This window comes from Tomitella fengzijianii (genome assembly GCF_007559025.1).
Classification (GTDB): domain Bacteria; phylum Actinomycetota; class Actinomycetes; order Mycobacteriales; family Mycobacteriaceae; genus Tomitella; species Tomitella fengzijianii.
Window position 1 is genome coordinate 2,481,693 of sequence record NZ_CP041765.1, and the last position, 23,658, is coordinate 2,505,350.

The window sequence follows — 23,658 nt, forward strand, 5'->3', positions numbered from 1 at the left end:
CGGCACCGGCTCATTGGTGCTCCAGCAGCCACACCATCAGCGCCTTCTGCGCGTGCAGTCTGTTCTCCGCCTCGTCCCACACCACGGCGCGCGGCCCGTCCAGCACGTCCGCCGTGATCTCGTTCCCCCGATACGCCGGCAGGCAGTGCAGGACTATCGAGTCGGATGCGGACCGCGTCAGGATCTCCGCGTCGAGCTGGTAGGGGCGCAGGTCGGAAAGCCGTCCGGCCTTCTCCGCCTCCTGCCCCATCGACACCCACGTGTCGGTGACCAGCACGTCCGCACCCTCGGCGGCCGCATGCGGGTCCGTGCCGACGGTGACGCTGCCGCCGGTCTCCCCGGCCCGGCGGCGCGCCGCATCCACCACGGAGTCCGCCGGAAGGTAGCCCTCGGGTCCGGCGACGCGCACGTGCATGCCCGCTGTGGCGCCGCCCAGCATCAGCGAGTTCGCCATGTTGTTGGCGCCGTCGCCCAGGTAGGTCAGCGTCAGGCCCGCGGTGGCCCCTTTGTGCTCGCGGATCGTCTGCAGGTCCGCCAGCACCTGGCACGGATGGAAGTCGTCGGTGAGCGCGTTGATCAGAGGCACCGTCGCGTTGCGGGCGAACGCCTCCACACGCTCCTGCCCGTAGGTGCGCCACACGACCATCTCGACGAACCGCGACATCACGCGCGCGGTGTCCTCCACCGTCTCGCCCTTGCCGATCTGCGTGCTCGACGAGTCGACGACGATCGAATGACCGCCGAGCTCGGCGATCCCCGCGTCGAACGACATGCGCGTGCGCGTGGAGGTCTTGTCGAACAGCACGGCGACCGACTTCGGCCCTTCCAGGGGCCGGCGCGAGTACGGCCGCGCCTTCAGCTCGGCCGCAAGTGCGAGCACCTCCGCCTGCTCGGCCGGGGAGAGGTCGTCGTCGCGGAGAATGTGGCGGGTCATCCGTCAGTGCCTTTCGTTTCCATTGCCGCGGTCGCGTCGACGGCGGCATCCAGCATCGCGGGCAGCGCGGCGACGAAGCCCGCCGCCTGCTCCGCGCTGAGGATCAGCGGCGGAGCGATGCGGATCACGTCCGGACGCGGCGCGTTGATCAGGTATCCGGCCGAGCGCGCGGCCGCCTCCGCCTGCTTGGCCACCGGCGAGGTCAGGACGATTCCGAGCAGCAGCCCCTCGCCGCGGACGTGGTCGATCGCCGGGTGGCCCAGGGATTCCACGTCCGATGCGATCGCCCTGCCGAGCGTCCGCACGTGGTCGAGCAGCCCGCCGGACTCGATGGTCTCCAGCACCGCGAGCGCCGCGGCCGCGCACACCGGGTTGCCGCCGAACGTGGTGCCGTGCTGCCCCGGTCCGAACAGCGCCGCGGCCTTTCCGACGGCGATGCACGCGCCGATCGGCAGCCCGCCGCCGAGCCCCTTCGCGAGGGTTACGACGTCGGGCACCACGCCGGCGCTCTGATGCGCGAACCAGCGGCCCATGCGCCCCACGCCCGTCTGGACCTCGTCGAGCATGAGCAGCGCCCCGTGCTCCTCGGTGATCCGCCGCGCCTCCACCAGGTATCCGGCGGGCGGCGCGACCACCCCGATCTCGCCCTGCACCGGCTCGAGCATCACGGCCGCGGTCTGATCGTCCACCGCCGCGGCCAAGGCCGCGGCGTCACCGAACGGAACGAACTCGACGCCCGGGGGCATCGGTTCGAACGGTGCGCGCTTGTCGGGCTGGCCGGTCATCGCGAGCGCGCCCATGGTGCGACCGTGGAAACCGCCCTCGGCGGCGATGATCTTCGGCCGTCCGGTGCGCCGGGCGATCTTGAACGCCGCCTCGTTGGCCTCGGTCCCCGAGTTGCACAGGAACACCCGGCCGGTCTGTCCCAGCTTGTCCAGCAGCGCCTCCGCCAGGGCGACCGGCGGTTCGCTGGCGTACAGATTGGACACGTGGCCGAGCGTGGTGAGCTGGAGGTGCACCGCGTCGACGACGGCGGGATGGCCGTGCCCGAGGCAGTTGACGGCGATGCCCCCGAGCAGGTCCAGGTAGCGCTTGCCGTCGGCGTCGGTGAGCACCGCGCCATCCCCGCGCGCCAATGCCACCCCGGGCACGCCGTAGGTGTTCATGAGCGCGTCCGACCAGCGGTCCTGCAGTGGTCCGGTCATGCGCGTGCAGCCTCCTGTCCTGAGTGTCCCGGGGTCGCGGCCGGCGTCACCATGGTGCCGATGCCCTCCTCTGTGAGCAGCTCGAGCAGTACCGAGTGGCCGAGCCGCCCGTCGATGACGTGGGCGCTGGGCACCCCGCCGTGCACCGCACGCAGGCAGGCCTCCATCTTGGGCACCATGCCGGAATCCAGCCGCGGCAGGAGCTGCTCCAACGCGGCGGCATCGATGCGGCTGACCAGCGAATCGCGGTCTGGCCATTCGGTGTAGAGGCCTTCGACGTCCGTGAGGACCACCAGCTTCTCCGCGCCGATCGCCGCGGCCAGCGCGCCCGCCGCCGTATCGGCGTTGACGTTGTGCACGACACCGTCCGCGTCCGGCGCCACGGTGGACACCACCGGGATGCGCCCGGCATCGATGAGGTCCAGCACCGCGTCGGGGTTCACCGACGCGATGTCGCCGACGAGACCGATGTCGGTGGCCACGCCTTCGACCATCACGCTGCGCTGCGCCGCGGTGAACAGATGGGCGTCCTCGCCGGAGATGCCCACCGCGTACGGGCCGTGCGCGTTGATCAGGCCCACGAGCTCGCGCCCCACCTGGCCGAACAGCACCATGCGCACCACGTCCATCACCTCGGGCGTGGTCACCCGGAACCCGCCCTTGAACTCGCCCTCCAAGCCGAGACGCGCCAGCATCGAGCTGATCTGCGGGCCGCCGCCGTGCACCACCACCGGCTGGATGCCGACCGTGCGCAGGAACACCATGTCCGCCGCGAAGGCCCGCTTGAGCGCGTCGTCGATCATCGCGTTGCCGCCGTACTTTACGACCACGGTGCGGCCGCGGAACTGCTGCAGCCAGGGCAGCGCCTCGGCGAGGACGTACGCCTTGTCCATCGCGGTGAGAGCGCCCAGGGCCGGCGACGGCGCCGTCGGCCTGTGCACGGTCGTCCCCTCGTCGCGCGTCATACCGGTTCCCCTGTCCTGGCCCTCCCGGCCGTCGCCGCTCACGACGAGTAGGCCGAGTTCTCTTCGACGTACGCGTGCGACAGGTCCGTGGTGCGGATCGAGGCCGACGCGGCGCCCATGCCCAGCTCGACGAGCACGTGGATGTCCTCCCCGCTCAGGTCCACCTCACGCGCGCCGGGCGCACCCATGCCGTCGATGCACACGGGCGCCCCGTTGAACGAGACCCGGATGCGGTCGGGATCCAGCGCGATGGGGGCGATGCCGATGGCGGCCAGCACCCGTCCCCAGTTGGGGTCCGAGCCGAACAGCGCCGTCTTGACCAGGCTGTCGCGGGCGACGGCGCGGGCGCCGACGAGCGCCTCTTCCTCGCTGGAGGCGCCCTCCACCGTGATGCGCACGCGCTTGGTCACGCCCTCGGCGTCCGCCATCATCTGATCGGCGAGGCTGTCGCACACCGCGAACACCGCGGCGTCGAGCTGATCCTGCTGGGCCGTCACGCCGCTCGCGCCCGACGCGAGGAGCAGCACCGTGTCGTTCGTGGACGTGGCCCCGTCGACATCGAGCCGGTCGAAGGTCCGCGCCGTCGCATTGCGCAACGCCTGGTCCAACTGTGCGGGTGTCGCCGACACGTCGGTGGTGATCACGCAGAGCATCGTGGCGAGCGAGGGCGCCAGCATGCCGGCCCCCTTGGCCATCCCGCCCACGTTCCACTTGCCGGCATGGTGGACCGCCGCCTGCTTCGGAACCGTGTCCGTGGTCATGATCGCCCGCGCGGCAGCGTCGCCCCCGGTGAGTCCGCCGGCGAGCTCATGCACGATCTCGCGCACCCCGGACAGCAGCGTGTCCATCGGCAACCGGTCTCCGATCAGCCCGGTGGAGCACACCGCCACCTCGCCGGCGCCCGTCTCGCTCCCCCAGTCGCTGAGCGCCGCGGCGGTCTCCTCCGCCGTGCGGTGCGCGTCCTGGAATCCCGGCGCGCCGGTGCAGGCGTTGGCGCCGCCCGAGTTGAGGACGACCGCGCGCACGCGCTCACCGCGCAGAACCTGCGACGACCACAGGACCGGCGCCGCCTTGACCTTGTTGCGCGTGAACACGCCGGCGGCGGCGAAGTCCGGCCCCTCGTTGAGCAGCAGGGCCAGGTCGGGCCGGCCGCTCGCCTTGATTCCCGCGACGATGCCCGCGGCGCGGAACCCCGCCGCCGCGGTGACGCCCTGATCCGTCACCACCCTGGTCTCCGCCTGTTCGTGCTGCGCGGCGTCCGCTGAATCGGTCATGGTGCCACCCCTGCGATCGGTAGGCCCTGGGTCTCCGGCAGCCCCAGGGCGAGGTTCATCGACTGGACCGCGCCGCCGGCCGTTCCCTTGGTCAGGTTGTCCAGCGCGGCCAGCGCCACAAGACGGCCCGCGCGCTCGTCCACCGTGACCTGCACGTGCACGGTGTTCGATCCGATGACGGAGCTGGTCTGCGGCAGCTGCCCCTGCGGGAGCACGTGCACGAACGGCTCGTCGGCGTAGGCCGCGGCGTACACCGCGCGGATCGCGTCCTCGTCCGGCGTCACGCCGGGGGCCAACGGCGCGACGCACGTGGCCAGGATTCCGCGCGCCATCGGCGCGAGGACGGGGGTGAACGACACCGACACCTCTCCGCCGGCGAACCGTGAAAGGTTCTGGATGATCTCGGGCGTGTGCCGGTGCGCCCCGCCGACCCCGTAGGCCCGCGCCGAGCCGATGATCTCCGAGCCCAGCAGGTCCGTGCGCAGCGACCTGCCGGCGCCGGACGAGCCGCTGACGGCCACGACGGTGACCTCCGGCCGCACGAGCCCGGCCGCCACGGCGGGCGTGATCGCCAGGTTCGCACTGCTCGGGTAGCAGCCGGGCACCGCGATCCGCTTCGCGCCGTGCAGCGCCTCCCTGTTACCCGGCAGCTCCGGCAGCCCGTACGGCCAGGTGCCGGCATGGTGGCCGCCGTAGTAGCGGTCCCATTCTGCGGCCTCGCCCAGCCGGAAGTCCGCGCCGCAGTCGATGATGGTCACCGACTCCGCCAACCGCCCGGCGATCTCCGCCGACTTGCCGTGCGGAAGCGCGAGGAAGACCACGTCGTGTCCGCCGAGCACCTCGGGGTTGGTGTCCTCCAGCATGCGGCCCGCCAGGGGCGTCAGGTGCGGCTGCAGCGATCCCAGCGCCGCGCCCGCGTTACCGCCGGCGGTCAGTGCGCCGATCTCGATGGAACCGTCCTGCACGCCCGGGTGCCCCAGGAGGAGACGCAGAATCTCCCCGCCCGCGTAGCCACTGGCACCGGCGACCGCAACCTTCGTCGTCATGCGTATAAGTATGCACGCTTCCGAATCTTCATGCAAGCAATGGTCGCGGCCGCGCCGGCACGTGCCGTCAGCTGCGCAGCTCGGCCCCCACCGCGTCGGCCGCCGCGGCCACCGCCGCCTCGCGGTGCACGCTGACCTCGTCCTCGGTCAGTGTCCTGTCGGCGGCCCGGAAGGTGAGCGCGTAGGCCAGCGACTTGCGACCCCCGCCCAGCTGCTCGCCCGTGAACACGTCGAAGAGCGCGAGGTCCTCCAGCAGCTCGCCGGCCCCCTTCCGCAGGGCGGCCTCCACCGCCGCGGCCGGCACACCGGCGTCGACCACCACCGCGACGTCCTGCAGCACCGCGGGGTAGGCGGAGATGGTGGGCGCCGGGTAGTTCTCGGTGATCGGCAGCCCGTCCAGATCCATCTCGACAGCGCAGGTGCGCGCCGGAAGCCCCGCACGCTCCAGCACGGCGGGGTGCAGCTCGCCGGCATACCCGACCGTCCGCCCGCCCACCGACAACCGCGCACACCGCCCCGGGTGCCAGGGAAGATGCTGCGCGGCTTCGATGTCCAGTCCGATCCCCGCGGTGCCGGCGATGAGCCGGGCCGCGTCGATCGCGTCGGCCGCATCGGCAGGCCGTCCCGGCCCCCACTGCCCACGCGGATCACGCAGCCCCGTCAGCACCGCGCCGACGTGCACGGGCTGATCCGGCAGCGAGTCGATCAGCATGGCGATCTGCGCGTCGCTCGGGCGACGGTCCACCGGCAGCGCCGGCACCGGCTCGGTGCCGGGATGTGGAAGGACCACCTGCGCGATCGAGAACAGCGACAGGTCGCGGCGGCCGCGGGCCACGTTGCGGGCGACGATCTCGAGGAGCCCGGGCAGAAGAGTGGTCGCCAGCTCGGGCCGATCGGCCTCCAGCGGATTGAGCACCGAGGTGGTGGTGCGGCGCGGGTCGTCGGCGTCAAGGCCCCAGGTGTCGAAGACCGCGGCCGGCAGGAACGGGCTGGGCAGCACCTCAATGTACCCGCCGTGCGCCAGGGCCCGTCCGACCGACCGGCGGCGGCGCTGCCGCGGCGTCAACCCGCGCCCGGCGGGCGTCGCCGGCACCACCGACGGGATCTTCTCGAGCCCTTCGAGCCGCAGCACCTCCTCGACCAGGTCGGCGGGCCGGGTCAGGTCGGGGCGCCAGGTCGGCGGCGTCACCGAGAGCACATCCCCGCCGGCGCGGACCGCGCAGCCGATCTGCCGCAGCCGGCGCTCCGCCGCGCCCTGCGCGTAGCCGGTGCCCGCGACCCGCTCCGGCAGTCCCGCATCCATCGTGATCCCCGCGGTCTCCGGCACGCCGCCGACGTCCGTGAGCACGGGCTCCACCCGGCCGCCTGAGATCCCGGTGAGCAGCGCCGCGGCGCGGTCGAGCGCGGCCGCGGCGACGGCCGGATCCACGTTGCGCTCGAACCTGCGGCTCGCCTCACTGGGCAGCTTGTGGCGCCGGGCGGTCTTGAACACTGCGAGCGGGTCCCAGCAGGCCGCCTCCAGAAGGATGCGGGTGGACGAGTCGCGCACCTCGGTGGACTCCCCGCCCATCACACCGGCGAGCGAGACGGGGCCCGAGTCGTCGCAGATCACGACGTCCTCGGCGTCGAGCTTCCGTTCGATCCCGTCCAGGGTGGTGAGCGTCTCGCCCGGCGCGGCGCGGCGCACGACCAGCCCGCCGCGCACCTGGTCGGCGTCGAAAGCGTGCAGCGGCTGGCCGAGCTCGAGCATCACGTAGTTGGTGACGTCCACGGCCGGCGAGATGGGCCGGATCCCGGAGAGCAACAGACGCCGGCGCATCCACCACGGCGTGAGCGCCGCCGGGTCCACCCCGGTGACCTCGCGCATCGCGAAGCGCTGCGCCCCCGACTCGGCGCGCAGCTCCACCGTCGGCCCCCCTCCCCCGACGGGAAGCGGGGCCACGTCCGCGGGGTCGGCGAATTCGAGGTCGAACCCGCAGGCCAGTTCCCTGGCCAGACCGCGCAGGCTCAAGCAGTAGCCGCGGTCGGGTGTCACAGCGAGCTCGAAGACCGAGTCGTCCAGACCGAGCAGCGGCAGCGCGTCGTCGCCCGGCGCATGCGCGCCTTGCGCCCCCGCCGCGGACTCGAGGACGAGGATCCCGGAATGGTCGTCACCCACGCCGAGCTCGGACGGCGAGCAGATCATGCCGTCCGAGACCTGGCCGTACGTCTTGCGCGAGGCGATGGCGAAACCGCCCGGGAGCTCGGCCCCCGGCAGCGCGACGACGACCAGGTCGCCCTCGGCGAAGTTGCGCGCGCCGCACACGATGCTGCGCGGCTCCTGCTCCCCCACGTCCACCTGGCAGTGCCGGATGGGCTTCTTGAACCCTTCGAGCTCCACGATCTGCGCGACCCGGCCCACCACCACGGGCCCGCGGACGGCGTCGAACCCCGTCACTTCCTCCACTTCGAGGCCCACGCGCACGAAGCCCGCGTCCAGTTCCGCGGGCGTCACCTGCCAGCCCGCGTTGGCCTGCCGGAGTACCTCGGTCACCCAGGATTGCGCTACTCGCACGTTGCTTCGCTCTCTCGATCGTGGAAGTGGTGTGTGCCGATCGTGGAAGTGGTGTTTTCGCCGATCGGGGAAGTGGTGGTGGCGATGCCCTCGGCAGGCCCTAGACCTCGACGCCGAACGGCAGGGTGAAACGGGCATCGCCCTCGACGATGTCACGCATGTCGGGGATGCCGTTGCGGAACTGCAGCGTGCGCTCGAGCCCCATCCCGAACGCGAACCCGGAATACACCTCGGGATCGATCCCGCATGCGATGAGCACGTTCGGATCGACCATGCCGCAGCCGCCCCATTCCACCCAGCCGGCGCCGCCCTTCTTGCGGGGGAACCACACGTCCACCTCCGCGGAAGGCTCGGTGAACGGGAAGTAGTTGGGCCGCATGCGCGTGCGCGTCTCCTCACCGAACAGCGCGCGCGCGAACGCGTCGAGCGTGCCCTTGAGGTGGGCCATCGTCAGCCCTTCGTCCACGGCCAGGCCCTCGATCTGGGAGAACACCGGCGTGTGGGTGGCGTCGAGCTCGTCGGTGCGGAACGTCCGCCCCGGGCACACCACGTACAGCGGCAGATCGCGGCTCAGCATGGAACGCACCTGGACCGGCGAGGTGTGGGTGCGCATCACCTGGCGGGACCCCTCCGGCGCGATGTGGAAGGTGTCCTGCATGGTGCGGGCGGGGTGATCCGGCAGGAAATTGAGGGCGTCGAAGTTGAAGTGCTCGGTCTCGACCTCCGGCCCGTCCGCGACCTCCCAGCCCATACCGACGAACACGTCGGTGATCTGCTCGGAGATCAGGGTGATGGGGTGCCGTGCGCCGACGGGGCGGCGGGTCGACGGCACCGTCACGTCGATGGCCTCGGAGACCAGGACCGCGGCGTCGCGCTCGGCGAGCAGCACCCCGCGGCGCGCCTCGTACGCCTTGTGCACGCGGCCGATCGCCATGTTGACGGCGCGCCCGGCGTCCTTGCGATCGCCCTTGGGCAGCGAGCCCAGCCCGCGCTTGGCCGACGGCAGGACCGCACGGTCGCCCAGGTGGGCGTGCCGGGCCTCCGTGAGCGCGTCCAGGTCCGCGGCACCGGCGAACGCCGACTCGGCCGAATCCGCCGCGGCGGTCAGCCGGTCCTCGGCGTAATCGGACTGCGCTACGGCGTCCTTCGCGTCCTGTTCGGTCTCCATCGCCACAGGGGAACACTCCTCGTCAGTTCTCGTCCGGCCCCGCGCCGGCGGCACAGCCAGAGTTTATGGGACCCGCGCGGCCGGTCCCTCAGCCGCGGGTGCCCGCGCGCCGCTGCGCCCGCGCGGACGCGTGCAGGCAGATCGCCGCCGCGGTGGCCAGGTTGAGGCTCTCGGCCCGCCCGCCGATGGGGATCCGCACCCGGTGATCCGCGGCCGCCGCGTCACCGGGAGCCAGTCCGTGCGCCTCGTTGCCGAACAGCCACGCGGTGGGCCCGGCCAGAATGTCGTCGGCGTCGTCCACGTCCACCTCGCCGTCCGCGGCGGTGGCCAGAATCCGCACGCCGCGGTCGCGCAGCTCCGCCAGCGCCCCCGCGGTGTCGCGGCGGCGGGCGATCGGCACATGGAACACGCTGCCCGCCGACGAGCGCACGCACTTGCCGTTGTGCGGGTCGACGCTGTCGCCCGCGAGGACCACGGCGCGCGCGCCCATCGCGTCCGCGATCCGGACGATCGTCCCGGCGTTCCCCGGGTCGGCGACTCCCACCGGGACCGCGACCAGTCCGGGCGTGGCCGGACCCAGCGCCTCGTCCAGGCCGACGTCGAGGAGGCGGCAGACCGCGACGATGCCCTGCGGCGTGACCGTCTCCGAGAGTCGCGCGGCCGCCCGCTCGGTGACCTGCCGGACCGGTATGCCGCAGGCCTGCGCCCGGGCGAGCGCGTCATGGATGCCGGGTCGCCCGGCCGCCGATGCGGCGTAGAAGATCTCGGTGCACGCGCCCGTCCCGGTGGGCTGCACGGCCGAGTCCGGGTGCGCGTCGGGTCGGGACTCGAGCGCCGCGATCACCGCGTTCGCCCCTTCCGCGAGGAAAAGTCCGCGCTTGCGGCGTTCCGGCGCGCGATGAAGCTTGACAGCCGACACGACCCGCGGGTTCCGCTCGGAGAGCGGCTCCGCGGGCCGTGCCCCGCCATCGGCGCCCCGTGCCGAACCGTCGGTGCTCCGGGGTGCCAAGGCGGTCGCGTCCTTCCGTGAGACCGAGGGCCGGCCTGTCAGGCCGCGTCGCCTGCGGGCGCGTTGACGTCGGCGGGCAGCGCCGCCTTCGCCACGGCGACGAGGCCGGCGAACGCCTCCGGCTCGTTGACGGCCAGCTCGGCGAGGTTCTTGCGGTCCACCTCCACATCCGCGGCCTTCAGGCCCTGGATGAAGCGGTTGTAGGTCATGTCGTTGGCGCGGGCCGCGGCGTTGATGCGCGCGATCCACAGCTTGCGGAAGTCGCCCTTGCGCGCACGGCGGTCGCGGTAGGAGTAGGTCATCGAGTGGAGCATCTGCTCCTTGGCCTTGCGGTACAGCCGCGAACGCTGACCGCGGTAGCCCTTGGTTGACTCGAGAACCGTACGACGCTTCTTCTGGGCGTTGACCGCCCTCTTCACGCGTGCCACTTGATAGATCCTGTCGAACTCAGGGGCGCTGCGCGCCCGGAGGGGATGTCGGGACTACTGCCGCTGCGAACGGCGGCCGGTCACTTGCCGAGCAGGCGCTTGACGCGGGCCGTGTCGTTCTTGTGCACGTCGGCGGTGCCTTCCAGACGGCGGGTGCGGCGCGACGACTTGTGCTCGAGCAGGTGGCGGCGTCCGGCGCGCTCGCGGCGGAGCTTGCCGCTGCCGGTGACCTTGAAGCGCTTGGCGGTGCCGCTATGGGTCTTGGCCTTAGGCATGGAATCCTCGAACTTTCATGGTTGTTAGCCCTCCGGGCGACGGGCGCGATCGATCAGCGCCCCGGAGGGGGGTCCTGTCGGAAATGGACCGCAGCGCCTACGCGCCGGCCCCCTGCGCATCCGCCGGCTGCTGTCCGCTGCGGCCGCGACCGCCGCCGTCCTGCTTGGTCTGACCGCGCGTCTTGGCGTTCTTGTGCGGTGCCACGACCATCGTCATGTTGCGGCCGTCCTGCTTGGCCGGGGTCTCGACGAAGCCGAGCTCCTCGATGTCGGAGGCGAGACGCTGCAGCAGGCGGAAACCCAGCTCCGGGCGCGACTGCTCACGGCCGCGGAACATGATCGTGACCTTGACCTTGGAGCCCTGCTCGAGGAAGCGGACGACGTTCTTCTTCTTGGTCTCGTAGTCATGGTCGTCGATCTTGGGGCGCAGCTTCTGCTCTTTGATCACGGTCTGCTGCTGATTACGGCGCGATTCACGGGCCTTCTGCGCGGCCTCGTACTTGAACTTGCCGTAGTCCATGATCTTGCACACCGGCGGACGGGCCGTGGGAGCGACCTCGACCAGGTCCAGGTCCGCCTCCACTGCCAGCCGGAGTGCATCCTCGACACGCACGATCCCGACCTGCTCTCCGCCGGGTCCGACAAGGCGGACCTCTGGTACGCGGATGCGGTCGTTGATGCGGTTGTCAGCGCTGATGGGGCCTCCTCGGTAGATACTGCGTTCTCAGTACGGCCGCGAGCAACACCACAGAATCCACCGCCGGCGGCGGCGCCGGCGAAATGGCGCCTCACCTCAGCAGTAAGGCCCCCGCGTATGCCCGGGCTGACGCCCGGACCCGCCAGGGGCCCGTCACCGACCGTTCCACGGCCCGCCGCACTACGGACGGGCGCCTGCGTCACGCCTGCAGCGGCGCGTGCAGTCCACCGTGCCCGCGCGGGCACGGGGTGGACCGGACCGCACAACCGTCGTATCCGTCGCCGCAGGGCGGCGTCGCGAGAGTAATGCACGCGAAACGGATACAGTCGTCGAACGGTGGGAGCGGGACTCCACTTGTTGCCCCCGGTTGCTCCGGGGGCGGTCGTGAATGCAAGGCTACCAGGCATGACCGATCACTCCCAGCCGACCCCCGAGCCCCCCACGCCCGGCGCCGACTCCCCCGCCGCCGCGGATTCCCCCGACGGCCCCGAAGCGCCCGTCCGCGAACTCGATTCCATCCCCGCCATCGAGGTTATCTCCCGTGCCGCCGTCATGCTGATGAGCGCCGCCGCGGAGAAGCTGGGCCTGGCGCACGAGGACCCGGACACCAGCCCGCATCGCGACCTCGACGAGGCGCGGCGGCTGATCCAGGCTCTCGCGGGCCTGATCACGGAGTCGGCCGAGTACCTCGGACCGCACGCAGCGCCGCTGCGCGACGGGCTGCAGTCGCTGCAGCGCGCGTTCCGCGAGACGTCCGCCATCCCGGACGAGCCCGGCAAGGGGCCCGGCGAACACCTGACCGGCCCGGTCCGCTGACGCCTCCTCGCGCACGCCGCCGCGACGCGTCACACTCAGTGCTATGAGCGCGCACGGGCAGGTCCCCGCCGCCCAGGCCGAGGGCCTGGTCAAGACCTACGGTTCCGGGGCCGCGAAGGTGGTCGCCCTGGGCGGCGACGACCTGACCGGCGTGGACCTGACGCTGCCCCGCGGGGAGTTCACGGCGATCATGGGGCCGTCCGGCTCCGGCAAGTCCACCCTGATGCACTGCCTCGCGGGCCTCGATTCCCCCACGTCGGGATCCGTGCACATCGGTGCGACGGAGCTGGGCGGCCTGGGCGACAAGGCGCTCACTGAACTCCGGCGCGACCGCATCGGTTTCGTGTTCCAGTCGTTCAACCTCGTTCCCACGCTGACCGCCGCGGAGAACATCACCCTGCCCGTGGACATCGCCGGGCGGGCGGTCGACCGCGACCGCTACGACAGCGTGATCGACCGGCTCGGACTGCGCGACCGGCTCGGGCACCGCCCGTCCGAGCTCTCGGGCGGCCAGCAGCAGCGTGTCGCCTGCGCGCGGGCGCTCGTCGGTGCGCCCGAGCTGGTTTTCGGCGACGAACCCACCGGCAACCTCGACTCACGGTCCTCCGGCGAGGTGCTCGGTATCCTGCGCGACGCCGTGGACGTGCTGGGGCACACCGTCGTCATCGTCACCCACGAGCCGTCGGCCGCCGCATACGCCGACCGCGTCGTCTTCCTGGCGGATGGGCGCATCGTGGGCGAGTTGCGCGACCCCACCGCCGATTCGGTGCTGGACAGGATGAAGGTGCTGGACGTCGGCACGCCCACCTCCACCGGGCACGGCGCCGCCGACGGGGAGTACGAGGACGCGTGACGACCGGGCGGGCCCGCGGCGGGCATGCGCCGGCGATGCGCCGGGTCGCGCTGCGCAACCTCGCCGCCAACCGGGTCCGCCTCGCGCTCACCGTCATCGCGGTGGTGCTCGGAACCGCGTTCGTCGCGGGTTCCTTCGTCTTCACCGACACCCTGCACAAGGCGTTCGACGGCGTGTTCGCCGATGTGGCCCGGGGAGTGGACGTGCAGGTCTCCCCGGAGCACAGGGGCGCAGGCGGGGTCCCCGACTCCTACCGCCCGCTGCTCCGCGGTCTCCCCCACGTCGCCGAGGTGACGCCGCAAGTGTCCGGGCCGGTGGTCCTGGTCGACGCCGAGGGGGATCCCGTGCAGACCGGCGGCGCCCCGAGCATGGGGATGTCTTACACGCCGCCCGGCGAGGCGCCGGGCCCCACCACGCCCGTCGTGGCCGGTGCGCCGCCGTCCTCCCCCGGGGACGTGATGCTCAATACCGGCGCAGCGCGCGCCGCCGGCCTGCGGGTCGGTGACCGGACGCAGGTGCTCGTTCCGGCCAAGGGCCTGCAGGACGTCACCGTCACCGGCGTCTACTCCCCTGCCGCGGACTCGGGCGGTTACGTGGGCGTCGAGTTCACCCCGGCGCAGGCCCGCGCACTGTTCACCGACGGCGCGCACGTCGCCGCGTTCGACGTGACCGCCGCCCCCGGCACCGAACCCGCCGCATTGCGCGACGAGATCGCCGCCGCCCTGCCCGACAACCCGGACCTACGGGTCGAGACCGGCGCACAGGTACGCGCGCGCGTGCAGTCGCAACTCGACGACGCGCTGCGTTTCGTGAACTACTTCCTATTCGCCTTCGGCGCCATCGCGCTGCTCGCGGGGACGTTCATCATCTACAACACCTTCTCGATGATCGTGGCGCAGCGCATGCGCGAGCTGGCGCTGCTGCGGGCGGTCGGCGCCGGGCGCCGTCAGCTCCGCCGCTCGGTGCTGGGCGAGGCGGCGGCGGTGGGCATCGCGGGCAGCGCGGTAGGCCTGGCCGCGGGGATCGGTCTGGCATACGGACTGCGCGCCGCCCTCAACGCGGCCGACCTGGGCCTGCCCCGCGGCGACCTCGCGGTGACCGCCCGGACCGTGCTGACCGCGCTGGTGATCGGCACGGTCGTCACCGTCGTCAGCGCCTGGGTGCCCGCGCGGCGCGCGTCGTCGGTGCCGCCCGTGGCCGCGATGCGGGCGGAGTTCGCCTCCACCGGGACGTCGCTGCGCCGGCGCACCGCCGCCGGGGCGCTGGGGATCGCCGGCGGTGCCGTGGCGCTCGCGCTCGGCGCGACGGCGGACACCACCCCCGTCGCCGCCTCCGTCGTCGGCGCCGGCGCCGCAGCGGTGCTGATCGGCACCCTGCTGGTCTCGCCCGCACTGTCCTCGCCCGCCATCCGCCTGATCGGGGCGGCCGTCCCGCGGATCTTCCGCACCCCCGGGCGCCTCGCGCTCACCAACGCCACCCGCAATCCGCGCCGCACCTCGGCCACCGGCTTCGCCCTCACGCTCGGCCTCATGCTGGTCACCCTGATCGGCGTGTTCGGGGCGTCCGCCCGCAGCAGCGTGGACGCGCTCATCAACACAGGAATCCGCGCGGAGTTCGTACTCACCGGCATCGGGCACTCCGGCGTGCCGCCACGCGCCGCCGACGCCGCGGCCGAGGCTCCGGGCGTCGGCGAGGTGGTCCGTTTCCATCCCGTCCGGGCGGAGCTGGACGGCGCCTCGGCCACCGGCTTCGCCGCCTCCGGCCCCGTGTCCGACCTGCTACGGCTCGACATCGCCTCCGGACGCGCGGAACTGTCCGGCGACGGCATGCTCGTGTCCACCGACGCCGCCGCGGAACACGGGTGGCACATGGGCGATGCCGTCGAGCTGACCGGGCCGGACGGCACCGTGTCCCGCAACATCGTCCGGGGCACCTACGCGCCGCAGCCCGCGCTGGGCGACTGGATCGTCGGCGACGCCGCCTATCGCGCCCTCGTGCCGGAACTGGCGCGCCACGACATCCTCATCCTCGTGGACCCCGCGCCCGGCGTCACTCCGGGAGCCTTGCGGACCGCGCTGACCGAGGCCACGGACCCGTACCTGGTGGTGCAGGTGCAGGACCGCGACGAGTTCCGCGGTGCGCAGGCCCGGCAGATCGACCAGATGCTCGCGGTGCTCTACGGGCTGCTTGCGCTCGCGATCGTCATCGCAGTGCTGGGGATCGTCAACACGCTCGCGCTGTCGGTGGTCGAGCGGCGGCGGGAGATCGGCATGCTGCGGGCCATCGGCATGCACCGCGCCCAGGTGCGCCGGACCGTGTACCTCGAGTCGACGCTCATCGCCGTGTACGGGGCGGTGATCGGGGTGGTCCTGGGTCTCGCCTTCGGGGCTGCGTTCGTCCACGCGCTGCGGAACGAAGGGATCGATCACCTCGCGATCCCCTGGGCGCAATCGCTCGCCATGCTCGTCGGCTCCGCCGCGGTCGGCGTCGCCGCAGCGGTGTGGCCCGCATCCCGTGCGGCGCGCACCGATCCGCTCACCGCGATAGAGGAGCCGTGAACCGGCGCACCGGTCAGCGCAGCAACGGCTTGAGGAAGCGGCCCGTGTAGCTCTCGGGCGCCGCCGCGATGTCCTCCGGCGTACCGGATGCGACGACCGTGCCCCCGCCGGCACCGCCCTCCGGGCCCATGTCGATGATCCAGTCCGACGTCTTGACGACATCCAGGTTGTGCTCGATGACCAATACGGTGTTCCCCTTGTCCACCAGGCCGCCGATCACCGCGAGCAGTTTGCGGATGTCCTCGAAGTGCAGCCCTGTGGTGGGCTCGTCGAGCACGTAGACAGTGCGCCCGTTGGAACGCTTCTGCAGCTCTGCGGCGAGCTTGACGCGCTGCGCCTCGCCGCCGGAGAGCGTCGGCGCCGGCTGGCCCAGCCGCACGTAGCCCAGTCCGACGTCGACCAGAGTGGCCAGGTACCGGTGGATCGAGGTGATCGGCTTGAAGAACTCCGCCGCCTCCTCGATGGACATCTCGAGCACCTCGGCGATGGTCTTGCCCTTGTAGCGGACCTCGAGCGTCTCGCGGTTGTACCGGGCGCCGTGGCACACCTCGCACGGCACGTAGACGTCCGGCAGGAAGTTCATCTCGATCTTCAGGGTGCCGTCTCCCGAACACGCCTCGCAGCGCCCGCCCTTGACGTTGAACGAGAACCGCCCGGGCTGGTAACCGCGCACCTTGGCCTCGGTGGTGGCGGCGAACAGCGTGCGGATCTTGTCGAACACCCCGGTGTAGGTGGCCGGGTTGGACCGGGGCGTACGGCCGATCGGTGACTGGTCCACCTGCACGAGCTTGTCCAGATTGTCCAGGCCGGTGATCCGCTTGTGCCTGCCGGGGACCTGCCGCGCGCCGTTGAGCCGGTTGGCCAACACGGTCGAGAGGATGGTGTTGACCAGGGTCGACTTTCCCGAACCGGACACACCGGTGATCGTCGTGAGGACGCCGAGCGGGAACGGGACATCGATATCGCGCAGGTTGTTCTCACGCGCGCCCACGACCGTGAGCATCCGCGCGGGGTCCACCGGGCGCCGGGCCGCCGGCAGCGGGATCTGTTCGCGCCCGGCCAGATACGCGCCCGTGAGCGACTCCGCGTTGTCGAGCAGATCCGCGAAGCTGCCGCTGTGGACGATCCTGCCGCCGTGCTCGCCGGCATGCGGCCCGATGTCGACGATCCAGTCGGAGGCCCGGATGGTGTCCTCGTCGTGCTCGACGACGATGAGCGTGTTGCCGAGGTCCCGCAGCCGCGACAGGGTTTCCAGAAGCCGGTGGTTGTCGCGCTGATGCAGGCCGATCGACGGCTCGTCCAGAACGTAGAGAACCCCCACCAGACCGGAGCCGATCTGCGTGGCGAGGCGGATGCGCTGCGCCTCGCCGCCGGACAGCGTGGCCGCCGGCCGCTCCAGCGACAGGTACTCCAGCCCCACGTCCAGCAGGAACCCCAGGCGCGCCTGCACCTCCCGCAGCACCTGGCCCGCGATGGCCTCCTCGCGCCTGCCGAGGGTGAGGCTGCCCAGGAACTTCGCGCATTCGGAGATCGACAGCGCACAGACCTCGGCGATGGATCTGCGCCCGCTCTGCCCGCCGGAGAGGGTCACCGAAAGGATCTCCGGGCGCAGCCGCGCGCCCCCGCACGCGGGGCACGGGACGTCGCGCATGTAGCCCTCGTAGCGCTCCTTCATCTGGTCGGACTCGGTCTGCTCCAGGCGGCGGTGGAGGAAGGGGATCACGCCCTCGAATGCCGCATAGTAGGACCGGGTGCGGCCGTAACGGTTGCGATAGCGCACGTGCACCTGCGCGTCGCTACCGTGCAGCACCGCCTTGCGCACCTTCTTGGGCAGTTCCCGCCAGGGCGCGTCGATGTCGAACTCGAGTTCCCCCGCCAGGCCGGAGAGCAGCCGGCCGAAGTACTCGGCGCTCTGGCCCGTCGACCACGGCGCCACCGCGCCATCGGCGAGGCTGAGATCCGGATCCGGCACCACCAGGTCCGGATCGACCTCCTTGTGGATGCCCAGGCCCGCGCACTCCGGGCACGCGCCGTACGGGGAGTTGAATGAGAACGACCGCGGCTCGAGGTCGTCGATGGCCAGCGCGTGGCCGTTGGGGCAGGCCAGCTTTTCCGAGAAGCGCCGCAGCCGGTCCGGCGCATCCTCCTCCCGGTCGACGAACTCGAGCACGACGATGCCGTCCGCCAGCCGCAACGCGGTCTCGACGGAGTCCGTCAGCCGCTGCTTCGCCGACGCCTTGACCGTGAGGCGGTCCACGACCACGTCGACGTCGTGCTTCTCCTGCTTCTTGAGCTTCGGCGGGTCGGTCAGCGGATAAACCTGGCCGTCGACGCGCACGCGGGCGAATCCCTGCGCAGCGAGCTGCTCGAACAGATCCACGAACTCGCCCTTGCGCGTGCGGACCACCGGGGCCAGCACCTGGAACTTGGTGCGCTCCTCCATGGCCAGGACCTGGTCCACGATCTGCTGCGGAGTCTGCCGCGTGATGGGCTCACCGCACTGCGGGCAGTGCGCGGAACCGGCGCGCGCATACAGCAGGCGCAGGTAGTCGTAGACCTCCGTGATGGTGCCCACGGTGGATCGCGGATTGCGGTTGGTGGACTTCTGGTCGATCGACACGGCCGGCGAGAGGCCCTCGATGAAGTCGACGTCGGGCTTGTCCATCTGGCCGAGGAACTGGCGGGCGTAGGCCGACAGGGACTCGACGTAGCGGCGCTGCCCCTCCGCGAAGATCGTGTCGAACGCTAGCGACGACTTGCCCGAACCGGACAGCCCCGTGAACGCGATCATCGCGTCCCGCGGAAGATCCAGATCCACCCCGCGCAGGTTGTGCTCGCGGGCGCCCCGCACGATCAGCCGATCACTCACCGGTTAGGTCCTCCCAGCGTGTCACGCGCGGCGGCAGTGCTCCGCAGCGCATTCGGTGGCCTCCGGGACGGAAGCTCCGCGGTTCCCCCGCGCCGCCGCCGGGCGTGAGCGGAGCCGGTGCGAGGCCGGCCCCGGCCCCCTTCCGGACACCACTTCTCTCGAACGCAGATTCTAACGGATTCCATCCCCCTGTTCACCCCGGGACCCGACGCACCGCGGCGGGGGCACGACCGCGCGCCGAGGAATCTGTAGCGTGTGGGCAATGACGACCGCACCGTTGAAGATCGCCGACGAGTACACCGGCACGCTCTCGCCCGGCGGCACACCGCAGCGCCGCACGTTGAGCGGAGCCACCATCATCAAGGCGTCCGTCGGCCCGATGGACAACAACGCCTACCTCGTCACCTGCACGAAGACCGGTTCCGCTGTGCTCATCGATGCGGCCAACGATTCCGAAGACCTGATGCGGATCATCGACGAGAGCGCTCCGGAGCTGAGCCTCATCGTCACGACCCATCGGCACCCCGACCACTGGCAGTCGCTCGAGGACGTCGTGGCCGGATTCGCCTCGCCCACCGCCGCGAGCGCGGTGGACGGCCCGGAACTTCCGGTCACCCCGGACCGCACCGTCGCGCACGGCGACACGGTCACCGTCGGCGCACTGTCGTTCAAGGTCATCGAGTTGCGCGGCCACACACCGGGGTCCATCGCCCTGGCGTTGAAGGTCGACGGCGCCACCCACCTGTTCACGGGCGACAGCCTCTTTCCCGGCGGGCCGGGGAAGACCGACGGAGCAGCCGAATTCGGCGCGCTGATGACCGACCTGGAGCAGCGCGTGTTCAGCGTTTACGACGACTCCACGGTGGTATATCCGGGGCACGGGGCCGACACGACTCTCGGCGCCGAGCGTCCGCACCTGAAACAATGGCGCGAACGCGGTTGGTGACCACCCGCCGCGATCCGAGCGCCGCGCAGATCGGCGCCCTTCCGGGGCGCCGGACCAGGAGGTAGCCATGCTCGTCCGCAGAATCGCCCGGCCGATGCTCGCATCGATCTTCGTGATCATGGGCGCGGACGCGCTCCGCGACCCGTCCGGACGCGCCGTCGCCGTGACCGGCTTCGCGGACAGCTACCGCAGCGCGCTCCCAGACGCCGTGTGCGGCGCGATGGAGTCCGCGCCCGAGAACCTCGTCCGCGCCAACGGGCTGGTCCAGGTCGGCGGCGGCCTCATGCTCGCCGCGGGTCGGTACCCGCGTGTCGCTGCGGGGACCCTCGCCGCGTCGATGGGGCCGACGACGGTGATCGGCCACGACTTCTGGAACGAGTCCGACCCCGCCCAGCGCAAGGCGCAGATGGTCCAGTTCCTCAAGAACCTGGGGCTGACCGGCGGGCTGCTGCTCGCCGCCGTCGACACAGAGGGCAAGCCCTCACTGGGCTGGCGCGGGCGGCGCGCGATCCACAAGATGCAGGAGGCCGTCGTCACCGCCGGACCGGGCGGCGCGGACACCACCGCACGCCATGGGGCGGAACTCACCGAGACCGCCGCCCAGCGCGGGGCCGAGTGGGCGGACGCGGCCCGGCGCTGGGGCGGCGATGTCGCCGATTCGGCCGGCTCCGCCGGTCACCGCGGGTCGCAGTGGGCGGATGCCGCCCTGCACCGGGGCGCCGAATGGGCCGAGACGGCGCGCAAGCGCGGCGCAGAGCTCACCGACGTCGCGGAGAGCCGCGGTGCGGGACTGGCCGAGACGGCGCGCAAGCGCGGCGCCGAACTCGCCGACGCCGCGGAGAGCCGCGGTGCCGAGTGGGCGGAGGCCGCCGGAGATTGGGCGGGCGCCGCCGGGCACCGAGGCGGCGAATGGCTCGAGCGTGCCCAGGCTCGCGCCCAGGCCGAAGCGCCGCAGCTGGGCCGCAGGGCCCAGGCCCGCGCCGAGAAGGCGGCCCGCCGATCCGCCCGCGCCGCCGGGAACCTGTCCGACGAGGTCAAGCGGAGTGGCCTCCTCGGCAAGTCGAGGTAACTCCGGCTTCTCGTCTAGACTGGCGTGTCGCCGTCCACGGTCCCGCGCCACCGGCCGGGCGTGCGCATCGGCAGCCGTATCCGCCCGTCAGGAGAGTGCACCCCCGCCTTGTCCGACAATGCACCTGCCGACCCCCCGCCTGTCGACCCCGCACATTCCGCCGAGCTTGCACGGGAACAGCGTGCGCTCGACGCCATGTACACCCGGCTGGACCAATTGCGCGGCTACACGCGTGAGCGGTTGAGCCGCGTGCTTCTCGAAAGCGGCGGCACGCCCCAGGCCCGCTCCGAGCGGGAGTCCTACACCCAGCTCTACACCGACGACATCGTCCGCTACGACGCCGCCGAACACGGTCTGTGCTTCGGCCGGCTGGACATGGACGACGGCGAGACCCGCCGGATAGGCCGCATCGGCATCCGCGACGAGGACGACTTCGCCACCCCTCTGCTCCTGGACTGGCGCGCCCCGCTCGCCAGGCCGTTCTACCTGGCCACCGCGCTCTCCCCGGACGGGGTCGCACGCCGCCTGCACCTGCGCACCCGCAACCGCCGGGTCACCGGCCTCAGCGACGAGCACCTGAGCGGCGCCGCGGATGCCGGCCGGGCCTCCGCAGACGGCGGCGCGGCCCGCGACGCGACCTCCGCCGGGGTGGCAGGCGAGGAGGCCCTGCTGACGGCCCTGGAGCAGGCGCGCACCGGGCGGATGTCCGACATCGTCGAGACCATCCAGGGCCAGCAGGACACGATCATCCGCTCCGGTCACCGCGGGGTCCTCGTCGTCCAGGGCGGGCCCGGCACGGGCAAGACGGCAGTGGCGCTGCACCGCGCGGCCTTCCTGCTCTACACGCACCGCAAGCAGCTCGCCCGCAGCGGCGTTCTGGTCATCGGGCCCAACCCCACGTTCCTCGACTACATCGCCCGCGTTCTCCCGTCCCTCGGCGAGACCGGCGTGCTGCTGTCCACGATCGGCGACCTCTACCCCGGCGTCACTGCCGAGGGGACCGATGGTCGCGCCGCCGCAGCGGTCAAGGGATCGCTCGATGTGATCGCGATCCTCAAGAAGGCGGTCCGCGACCGTCAGGGCGTGCCGGACGAGCCGATCACCGTCCGGTTCGACGGCTACTCCCTGCGCATCGACAAGAAGATGTGCACAAGGGCACGGGGGCGTGCCCGTTCGTCGCGGCGCCCGCACAACCTTGCGCGGCCCCTCTTCCGTTCCGTGGTGATCGACGCGCTGGCCGATCAGCTGGCGGAGACGATCGGCACCAGCGTCGTCGACGGTTCGAACCTGCTCAGTGCGGCGGACCTGGCCGACATCCGGCACGACCTGCGCCAGGATCAGGAGGTGCGCGCGGAGATCGATGCCCTCTACCCGGAGCTCACCCCCCAACAGGTGCTCTCGGACCTGTTCGCCTCCGAGGACCGGCTGCGCTCAGCCGCGCCCGGGCTCGACGACGACCAGGTCGCCGCCCTGCTGCGGCCCGCACCGGCCGGATTCAGCGACGCGGACGCGCCGCTGCTGGACGAGCTCGCGGAGTTGCTCGGCGTCGACGATTCCGCCGAGCAGGACCGCGAGAGGTCCCGGTGGCGCAGGCAGATCGCCGACGCGCAGGGCGCCCTCGACATCCTCACCGGCTCCGCGCCCCAGGACCTCGAGGACGAGTTGGACCCCGAGATCCTCATGGCCTACGACCTCATCGATGCCGACGAGCTCGCCCGCCGCCACGACACCGCCGAGAGCCGCACCGCCGCGGAGCGCGCTGCGGAGGATCGAACCTGGGCGTTCGGTCACGTGATCGTGGATGAGGCGCAGGAACTGTCCCCGATGGCCTGGCGCATGCTCATGCGCCGCTCCCCCAATCGCTGGATGACGGTGGTGGGCGACACCGCGCAGACGGGCGCCGTCGACGGCGCCTCCGCGTGGGACGACGTGCTCTCGCCGTATGTGGCGCAACGCTGGCGCCTGGCCGAGCTCACCGTCAACTACCGGACCCCCGGCGAGATCATGGCCGTGGCCGCCCCGCTGCTGGCCGCGATCGACCCGGCTCAGACGCCGCCGGTGTCCGTGCGTGATTCGGGGCACCCGCCGGAGAGCGTCGCCACCGAGTCGGAGCGGATCGAGGAGTCCGTCGCCGAGGTCGTCGCCGCGCTGCCTCCCGTCGGCACCGCGGCGGTGCTGTGCACGCCGGAGCTTGTGGACCGCCTGCGGCATCTGGGCGGTGACCGCGTCGACGTGATGCCGGTGGCGGACGTCAAGGGGCTCGAGTTCGACTCCGTGATCGTCGTCGAACCCGACGCGATCATCGGCGGGTCGGAGCGTGGCCTCGCCGACCTCTATGTGGCGTTGACACGTGCGACCCAACGCCTGTCCGTGGTGCACAGCCGGGTGCTGCCGAGGGAGCTCGCAGGGCTGCGGGCAGTCGGCGGCGTCCCCGCGGCAGCCAGGCCCGCGGCGGACGACATCGCCGCGGGGGCCGGGGCCGCTGCTGCGGAGGCCACTGCTGCGGAGGCCGCGCGGTGATCCGACGGCGCACGAGGGCCGCGTTGGCGGGCCTGATCCCCGTACTGGCGATCGTCACGGCATGCGGCTCGGGCGCCGATGCGGGCTCCGCCCCCGCGCCGTCGGCGGTCACTCCGCCGAGCGCGGCCACCGCACCCGAACGCTCACAGGCACAGGAGGCCGGCCGCACCATGGCCGAGCCGGGGCCGGGATTCGCGCGTGCCCTCACCGACCGCGGCATTCCCGCCGAGAAGCTGGGCGATGCCGCGACGCTCGCCCAGCTGGCGCGGGGGATCTGCAGCCAAGACGCGGCCGGGATGCCCGCCGCGGAGATCCGCGAGCATCTGGCCCCGGTTCTCCGCTATGCCCAGTCGCTGGTCGGCGACGCGATGAACGTGGACCAACTCTCCGCGTCGTTCATCGATTCCGCGCGGCAGACCAGCTGTTGACCTGACGGGGCGGAACAAGTGAGCGCGGCGGGCATGATGGAATG

19 protein-coding genes are annotated in these 23,658 nt (G+C 72.0%); 7 read left to right on the forward strand and 12 right to left on the reverse strand.

Features of this window, described 5'->3' with window-relative positions:
• Positions 1–10: 10 nt before the first annotated feature.
• The 11 genes from argF to infC form a co-directional block, all read right to left on the reverse strand.
• Positions 11–934 (reverse strand): ornithine carbamoyltransferase, encoded by a 924-nt coding sequence (argF, locus tag FO059_RS11235; RefSeq protein ID WP_143908818.1) that lies wholly within the window; start codon positions 932–934, stop codon positions 11–13.
• Positions 931–2,139 carry an acetylornithine transaminase gene (locus FO059_RS11240; protein ID WP_143908820.1) on the reverse strand — a complete coding sequence of 403 codons (1,209 nt, stop codon included), beginning with the start codon at positions 2,137–2,139 and terminating at the stop codon, positions 931–933. The genes argF and FO059_RS11240 overlap by 4 nt, the downstream gene beginning before the upstream one ends.
• Positions 2,136–3,104 (reverse strand): acetylglutamate kinase, encoded by a 969-nt coding sequence (gene argB, locus FO059_RS11245; RefSeq protein WP_199257162.1) that lies wholly within the window; start codon positions 3,102–3,104, stop codon positions 2,136–2,138. Before argB ends, FO059_RS11240 begins: the two co-directional genes overlap by 4 nt.
• Before the next feature lie 38 nt (positions 3,105–3,142).
• Entirely contained in the window at positions 3,143–4,378 is a 1,236-nt protein-coding gene (gene argJ, locus FO059_RS11250) for a bifunctional glutamate N-acetyltransferase/amino-acid acetyltransferase ArgJ (protein WP_143908822.1), read from the reverse strand.
• A complete protein-coding gene (gene argC / locus FO059_RS11255) occupies positions 4,375–5,424 on the reverse strand; it encodes an N-acetyl-gamma-glutamyl-phosphate reductase (protein ID WP_143908824.1) in 1,050 nt (349 codons plus the stop codon). The genes argJ and argC overlap by 4 nt, the downstream gene beginning before the upstream one ends.
• 67 nt (positions 5,425–5,491) lie before the next feature.
• Positions 5,492–7,978, reverse strand: a complete 2,487-nt coding sequence (gene pheT, locus FO059_RS11260; protein ID WP_143908826.1) for a phenylalanine--tRNA ligase subunit beta — start codon at positions 7,976–7,978, stop codon at positions 5,492–5,494.
• Between the two features lie 100 nt (positions 7,979–8,078).
• A complete protein-coding gene (gene pheS, locus FO059_RS11265) occupies positions 8,079–9,146 on the reverse strand; it encodes a phenylalanine--tRNA ligase subunit alpha (RefSeq protein ID WP_143908828.1) in 1,068 nt (355 codons plus the stop codon).
• An 88-nt stretch (positions 9,147–9,234) separates the two neighbouring features.
• Positions 9,235–10,155 carry a TrmH family RNA methyltransferase gene (locus FO059_RS11270; protein WP_143908830.1) on the reverse strand — a complete coding sequence of 307 codons (921 nt, stop codon included), beginning with the start codon at positions 10,153–10,155 and terminating at the stop codon, positions 9,235–9,237.
• Between the two features lie 38 nt (positions 10,156–10,193).
• Positions 10,194–10,583 (reverse strand): 50S ribosomal protein L20, encoded by a 390-nt coding sequence (gene rplT, locus FO059_RS11275; RefSeq protein WP_143908832.1) that lies wholly within the window; start codon positions 10,581–10,583, stop codon positions 10,194–10,196.
• Positions 10,584–10,663: 80 nt separating this feature from the next.
• Positions 10,664–10,858, reverse strand: a complete 195-nt coding sequence (gene rpmI / locus FO059_RS11280) for a 50S ribosomal protein L35 (protein WP_143908834.1) — start codon at positions 10,856–10,858, stop codon at positions 10,664–10,666.
• Positions 10,859–10,955: 97 nt separating this feature from the next.
• Positions 10,956–11,555 carry a translation initiation factor IF-3 gene (gene infC / locus FO059_RS11285; RefSeq protein WP_143908836.1) on the reverse strand — a complete coding sequence of 200 codons (600 nt, stop codon included), beginning with the start codon at positions 11,553–11,555 and terminating at the stop codon, positions 10,956–10,958.
• A 405-nt stretch (positions 11,556–11,960) separates the two neighbouring features.
• On the opposite strand from infC, the gene FO059_RS11290 reads away from it, so the two are divergent.
• The 3 genes from FO059_RS11290 to FO059_RS11300 are packed head-to-tail and all read left to right on the forward strand — an operon-like array spanning position 11,961 to position 15,782.
• Positions 11,961–12,371 (forward strand): DUF1844 domain-containing protein, encoded by a 411-nt coding sequence (locus FO059_RS11290; protein WP_168226616.1) that lies wholly within the window; start codon positions 11,961–11,963, stop codon positions 12,369–12,371.
• A 43-nt stretch (positions 12,372–12,414) separates the two neighbouring features.
• A complete protein-coding gene (locus tag FO059_RS11295) occupies positions 12,415–13,224 on the forward strand; it encodes an ABC transporter ATP-binding protein (RefSeq protein ID WP_143908838.1) in 810 nt (269 codons plus the stop codon).
• A gap of 35 nt (positions 13,225–13,259) precedes the next feature.
• Positions 13,260–15,782: an ABC transporter permease gene (locus FO059_RS11300; RefSeq protein ID WP_143910682.1), complete on the forward strand. Its 2,523-nt coding sequence runs from the start codon at positions 13,260–13,262 to the stop codon at positions 15,780–15,782.
• A gap of 13 nt (positions 15,783–15,795) precedes the next feature.
• Here the strand turns inward: FO059_RS11300 and uvrA are convergent, their stop codons facing one another.
• Positions 15,796–18,651, reverse strand: a complete 2,856-nt coding sequence (gene uvrA, locus FO059_RS11305; RefSeq protein WP_143908840.1) for an excinuclease ABC subunit UvrA — start codon at positions 18,649–18,651, stop codon at positions 15,796–15,798.
• Positions 18,652–18,913: 262 nt separating this feature from the next.
• On the opposite strand from uvrA, the gene FO059_RS11310 reads away from it, so the two are divergent.
• The 4 genes from FO059_RS11310 to FO059_RS11325 all read left to right on the forward strand — a co-directional run bounded on the left by FO059_RS11310 (position 18,914) and on the right by FO059_RS11325 (position 23,614).
• A complete protein-coding gene (locus tag FO059_RS11310) occupies positions 18,914–19,597 on the forward strand; it encodes an MBL fold metallo-hydrolase (RefSeq protein WP_143908842.1) in 684 nt (227 codons plus the stop codon).
• A gap of 67 nt (positions 19,598–19,664) precedes the next feature.
• Entirely contained in the window at positions 19,665–20,666 is a 1,002-nt protein-coding gene (locus tag FO059_RS11315; protein WP_143908844.1) for a DoxX family protein, read from the forward strand.
• A gap of 195 nt (positions 20,667–20,861) precedes the next feature.
• Positions 20,862–23,186: a HelD family protein gene (locus FO059_RS11320; protein ID WP_143910683.1), complete on the forward strand. Its 2,325-nt coding sequence runs from the start codon at positions 20,862–20,864 to the stop codon at positions 23,184–23,186.
• On the forward strand, positions 23,183–23,614 hold the full coding sequence (locus tag FO059_RS11325; RefSeq protein WP_143908846.1) for a hypothetical protein: 432 nt from the start codon (positions 23,183–23,185) through the stop codon (positions 23,612–23,614). The genes FO059_RS11320 and FO059_RS11325 overlap by 4 nt, the downstream gene beginning before the upstream one ends.
• Positions 23,615–23,658: the final 44 nt, after the last annotated feature.

Bases quoted from the DNA above. Each gene is read 5' to 3' on its own strand.
- FO059_RS11300 (WP_143910682.1), top strand. From the start codon at position 13,260: ATGCGCCGGGTCGCGCTGCGCAACCTCGCCGCCAACCGGGTCCGCCTC.
- argC (WP_143908824.1), bottom strand. From the start codon at position 5,424: ATGACGACGAAGGTTGCGGTCGCCGGTGCCAGTGGCTACGCGGGCGGG.
- FO059_RS11315 (WP_143908844.1), top strand. From the start codon at position 19,665: ATGCTCGTCCGCAGAATCGCCCGGCCGATGCTCGCATCGATCTTCGTG.
- FO059_RS11310 (WP_143908842.1), top strand. From the start codon at position 18,914: ATGACGACCGCACCGTTGAAGATCGCCGACGAGTACACCGGCACGCTC.
- pheS (WP_143908828.1), bottom strand. From the start codon at position 9,146: ATGGAGACCGAACAGGACGCGAAGGACGCCGTAGCGCAGTCCGATTAC.
- FO059_RS11320 (WP_143910683.1), top strand. From the start codon at position 20,862: ATGTACACCCGGCTGGACCAATTGCGCGGCTACACGCGTGAGCGGTTG.
- rpmI (WP_143908834.1), bottom strand. From the start codon at position 10,858: ATGCCTAAGGCCAAGACCCATAGCGGCACCGCCAAGCGCTTCAAGGTC.
- argF (WP_143908818.1), bottom strand. From the start codon at position 934: ATGACCCGCCACATTCTCCGCGACGACGACCTCTCCCCGGCCGAGCAG.
- FO059_RS11290 (WP_168226616.1), top strand. From the start codon at position 11,961: ATGACCGATCACTCCCAGCCGACCCCCGAGCCCCCCACGCCCGGCGCC.
- FO059_RS11295 (WP_143908838.1), top strand. From the start codon at position 12,415: ATGAGCGCGCACGGGCAGGTCCCCGCCGCCCAGGCCGAGGGCCTGGTC.
- argB (WP_199257162.1), bottom strand. From the start codon at position 3,104: ATGACGCGCGACGAGGGGACGACCGTGCACAGGCCGACGGCGCCGTCG.
- argJ (WP_143908822.1), bottom strand. From the start codon at position 4,378: ATGACCGATTCAGCGGACGCCGCGCAGCACGAACAGGCGGAGACCAGG.
- FO059_RS11240 (WP_143908820.1), bottom strand. From the start codon at position 2,139: ATGACCGGACCACTGCAGGACCGCTGGTCGGACGCGCTCATGAACACC.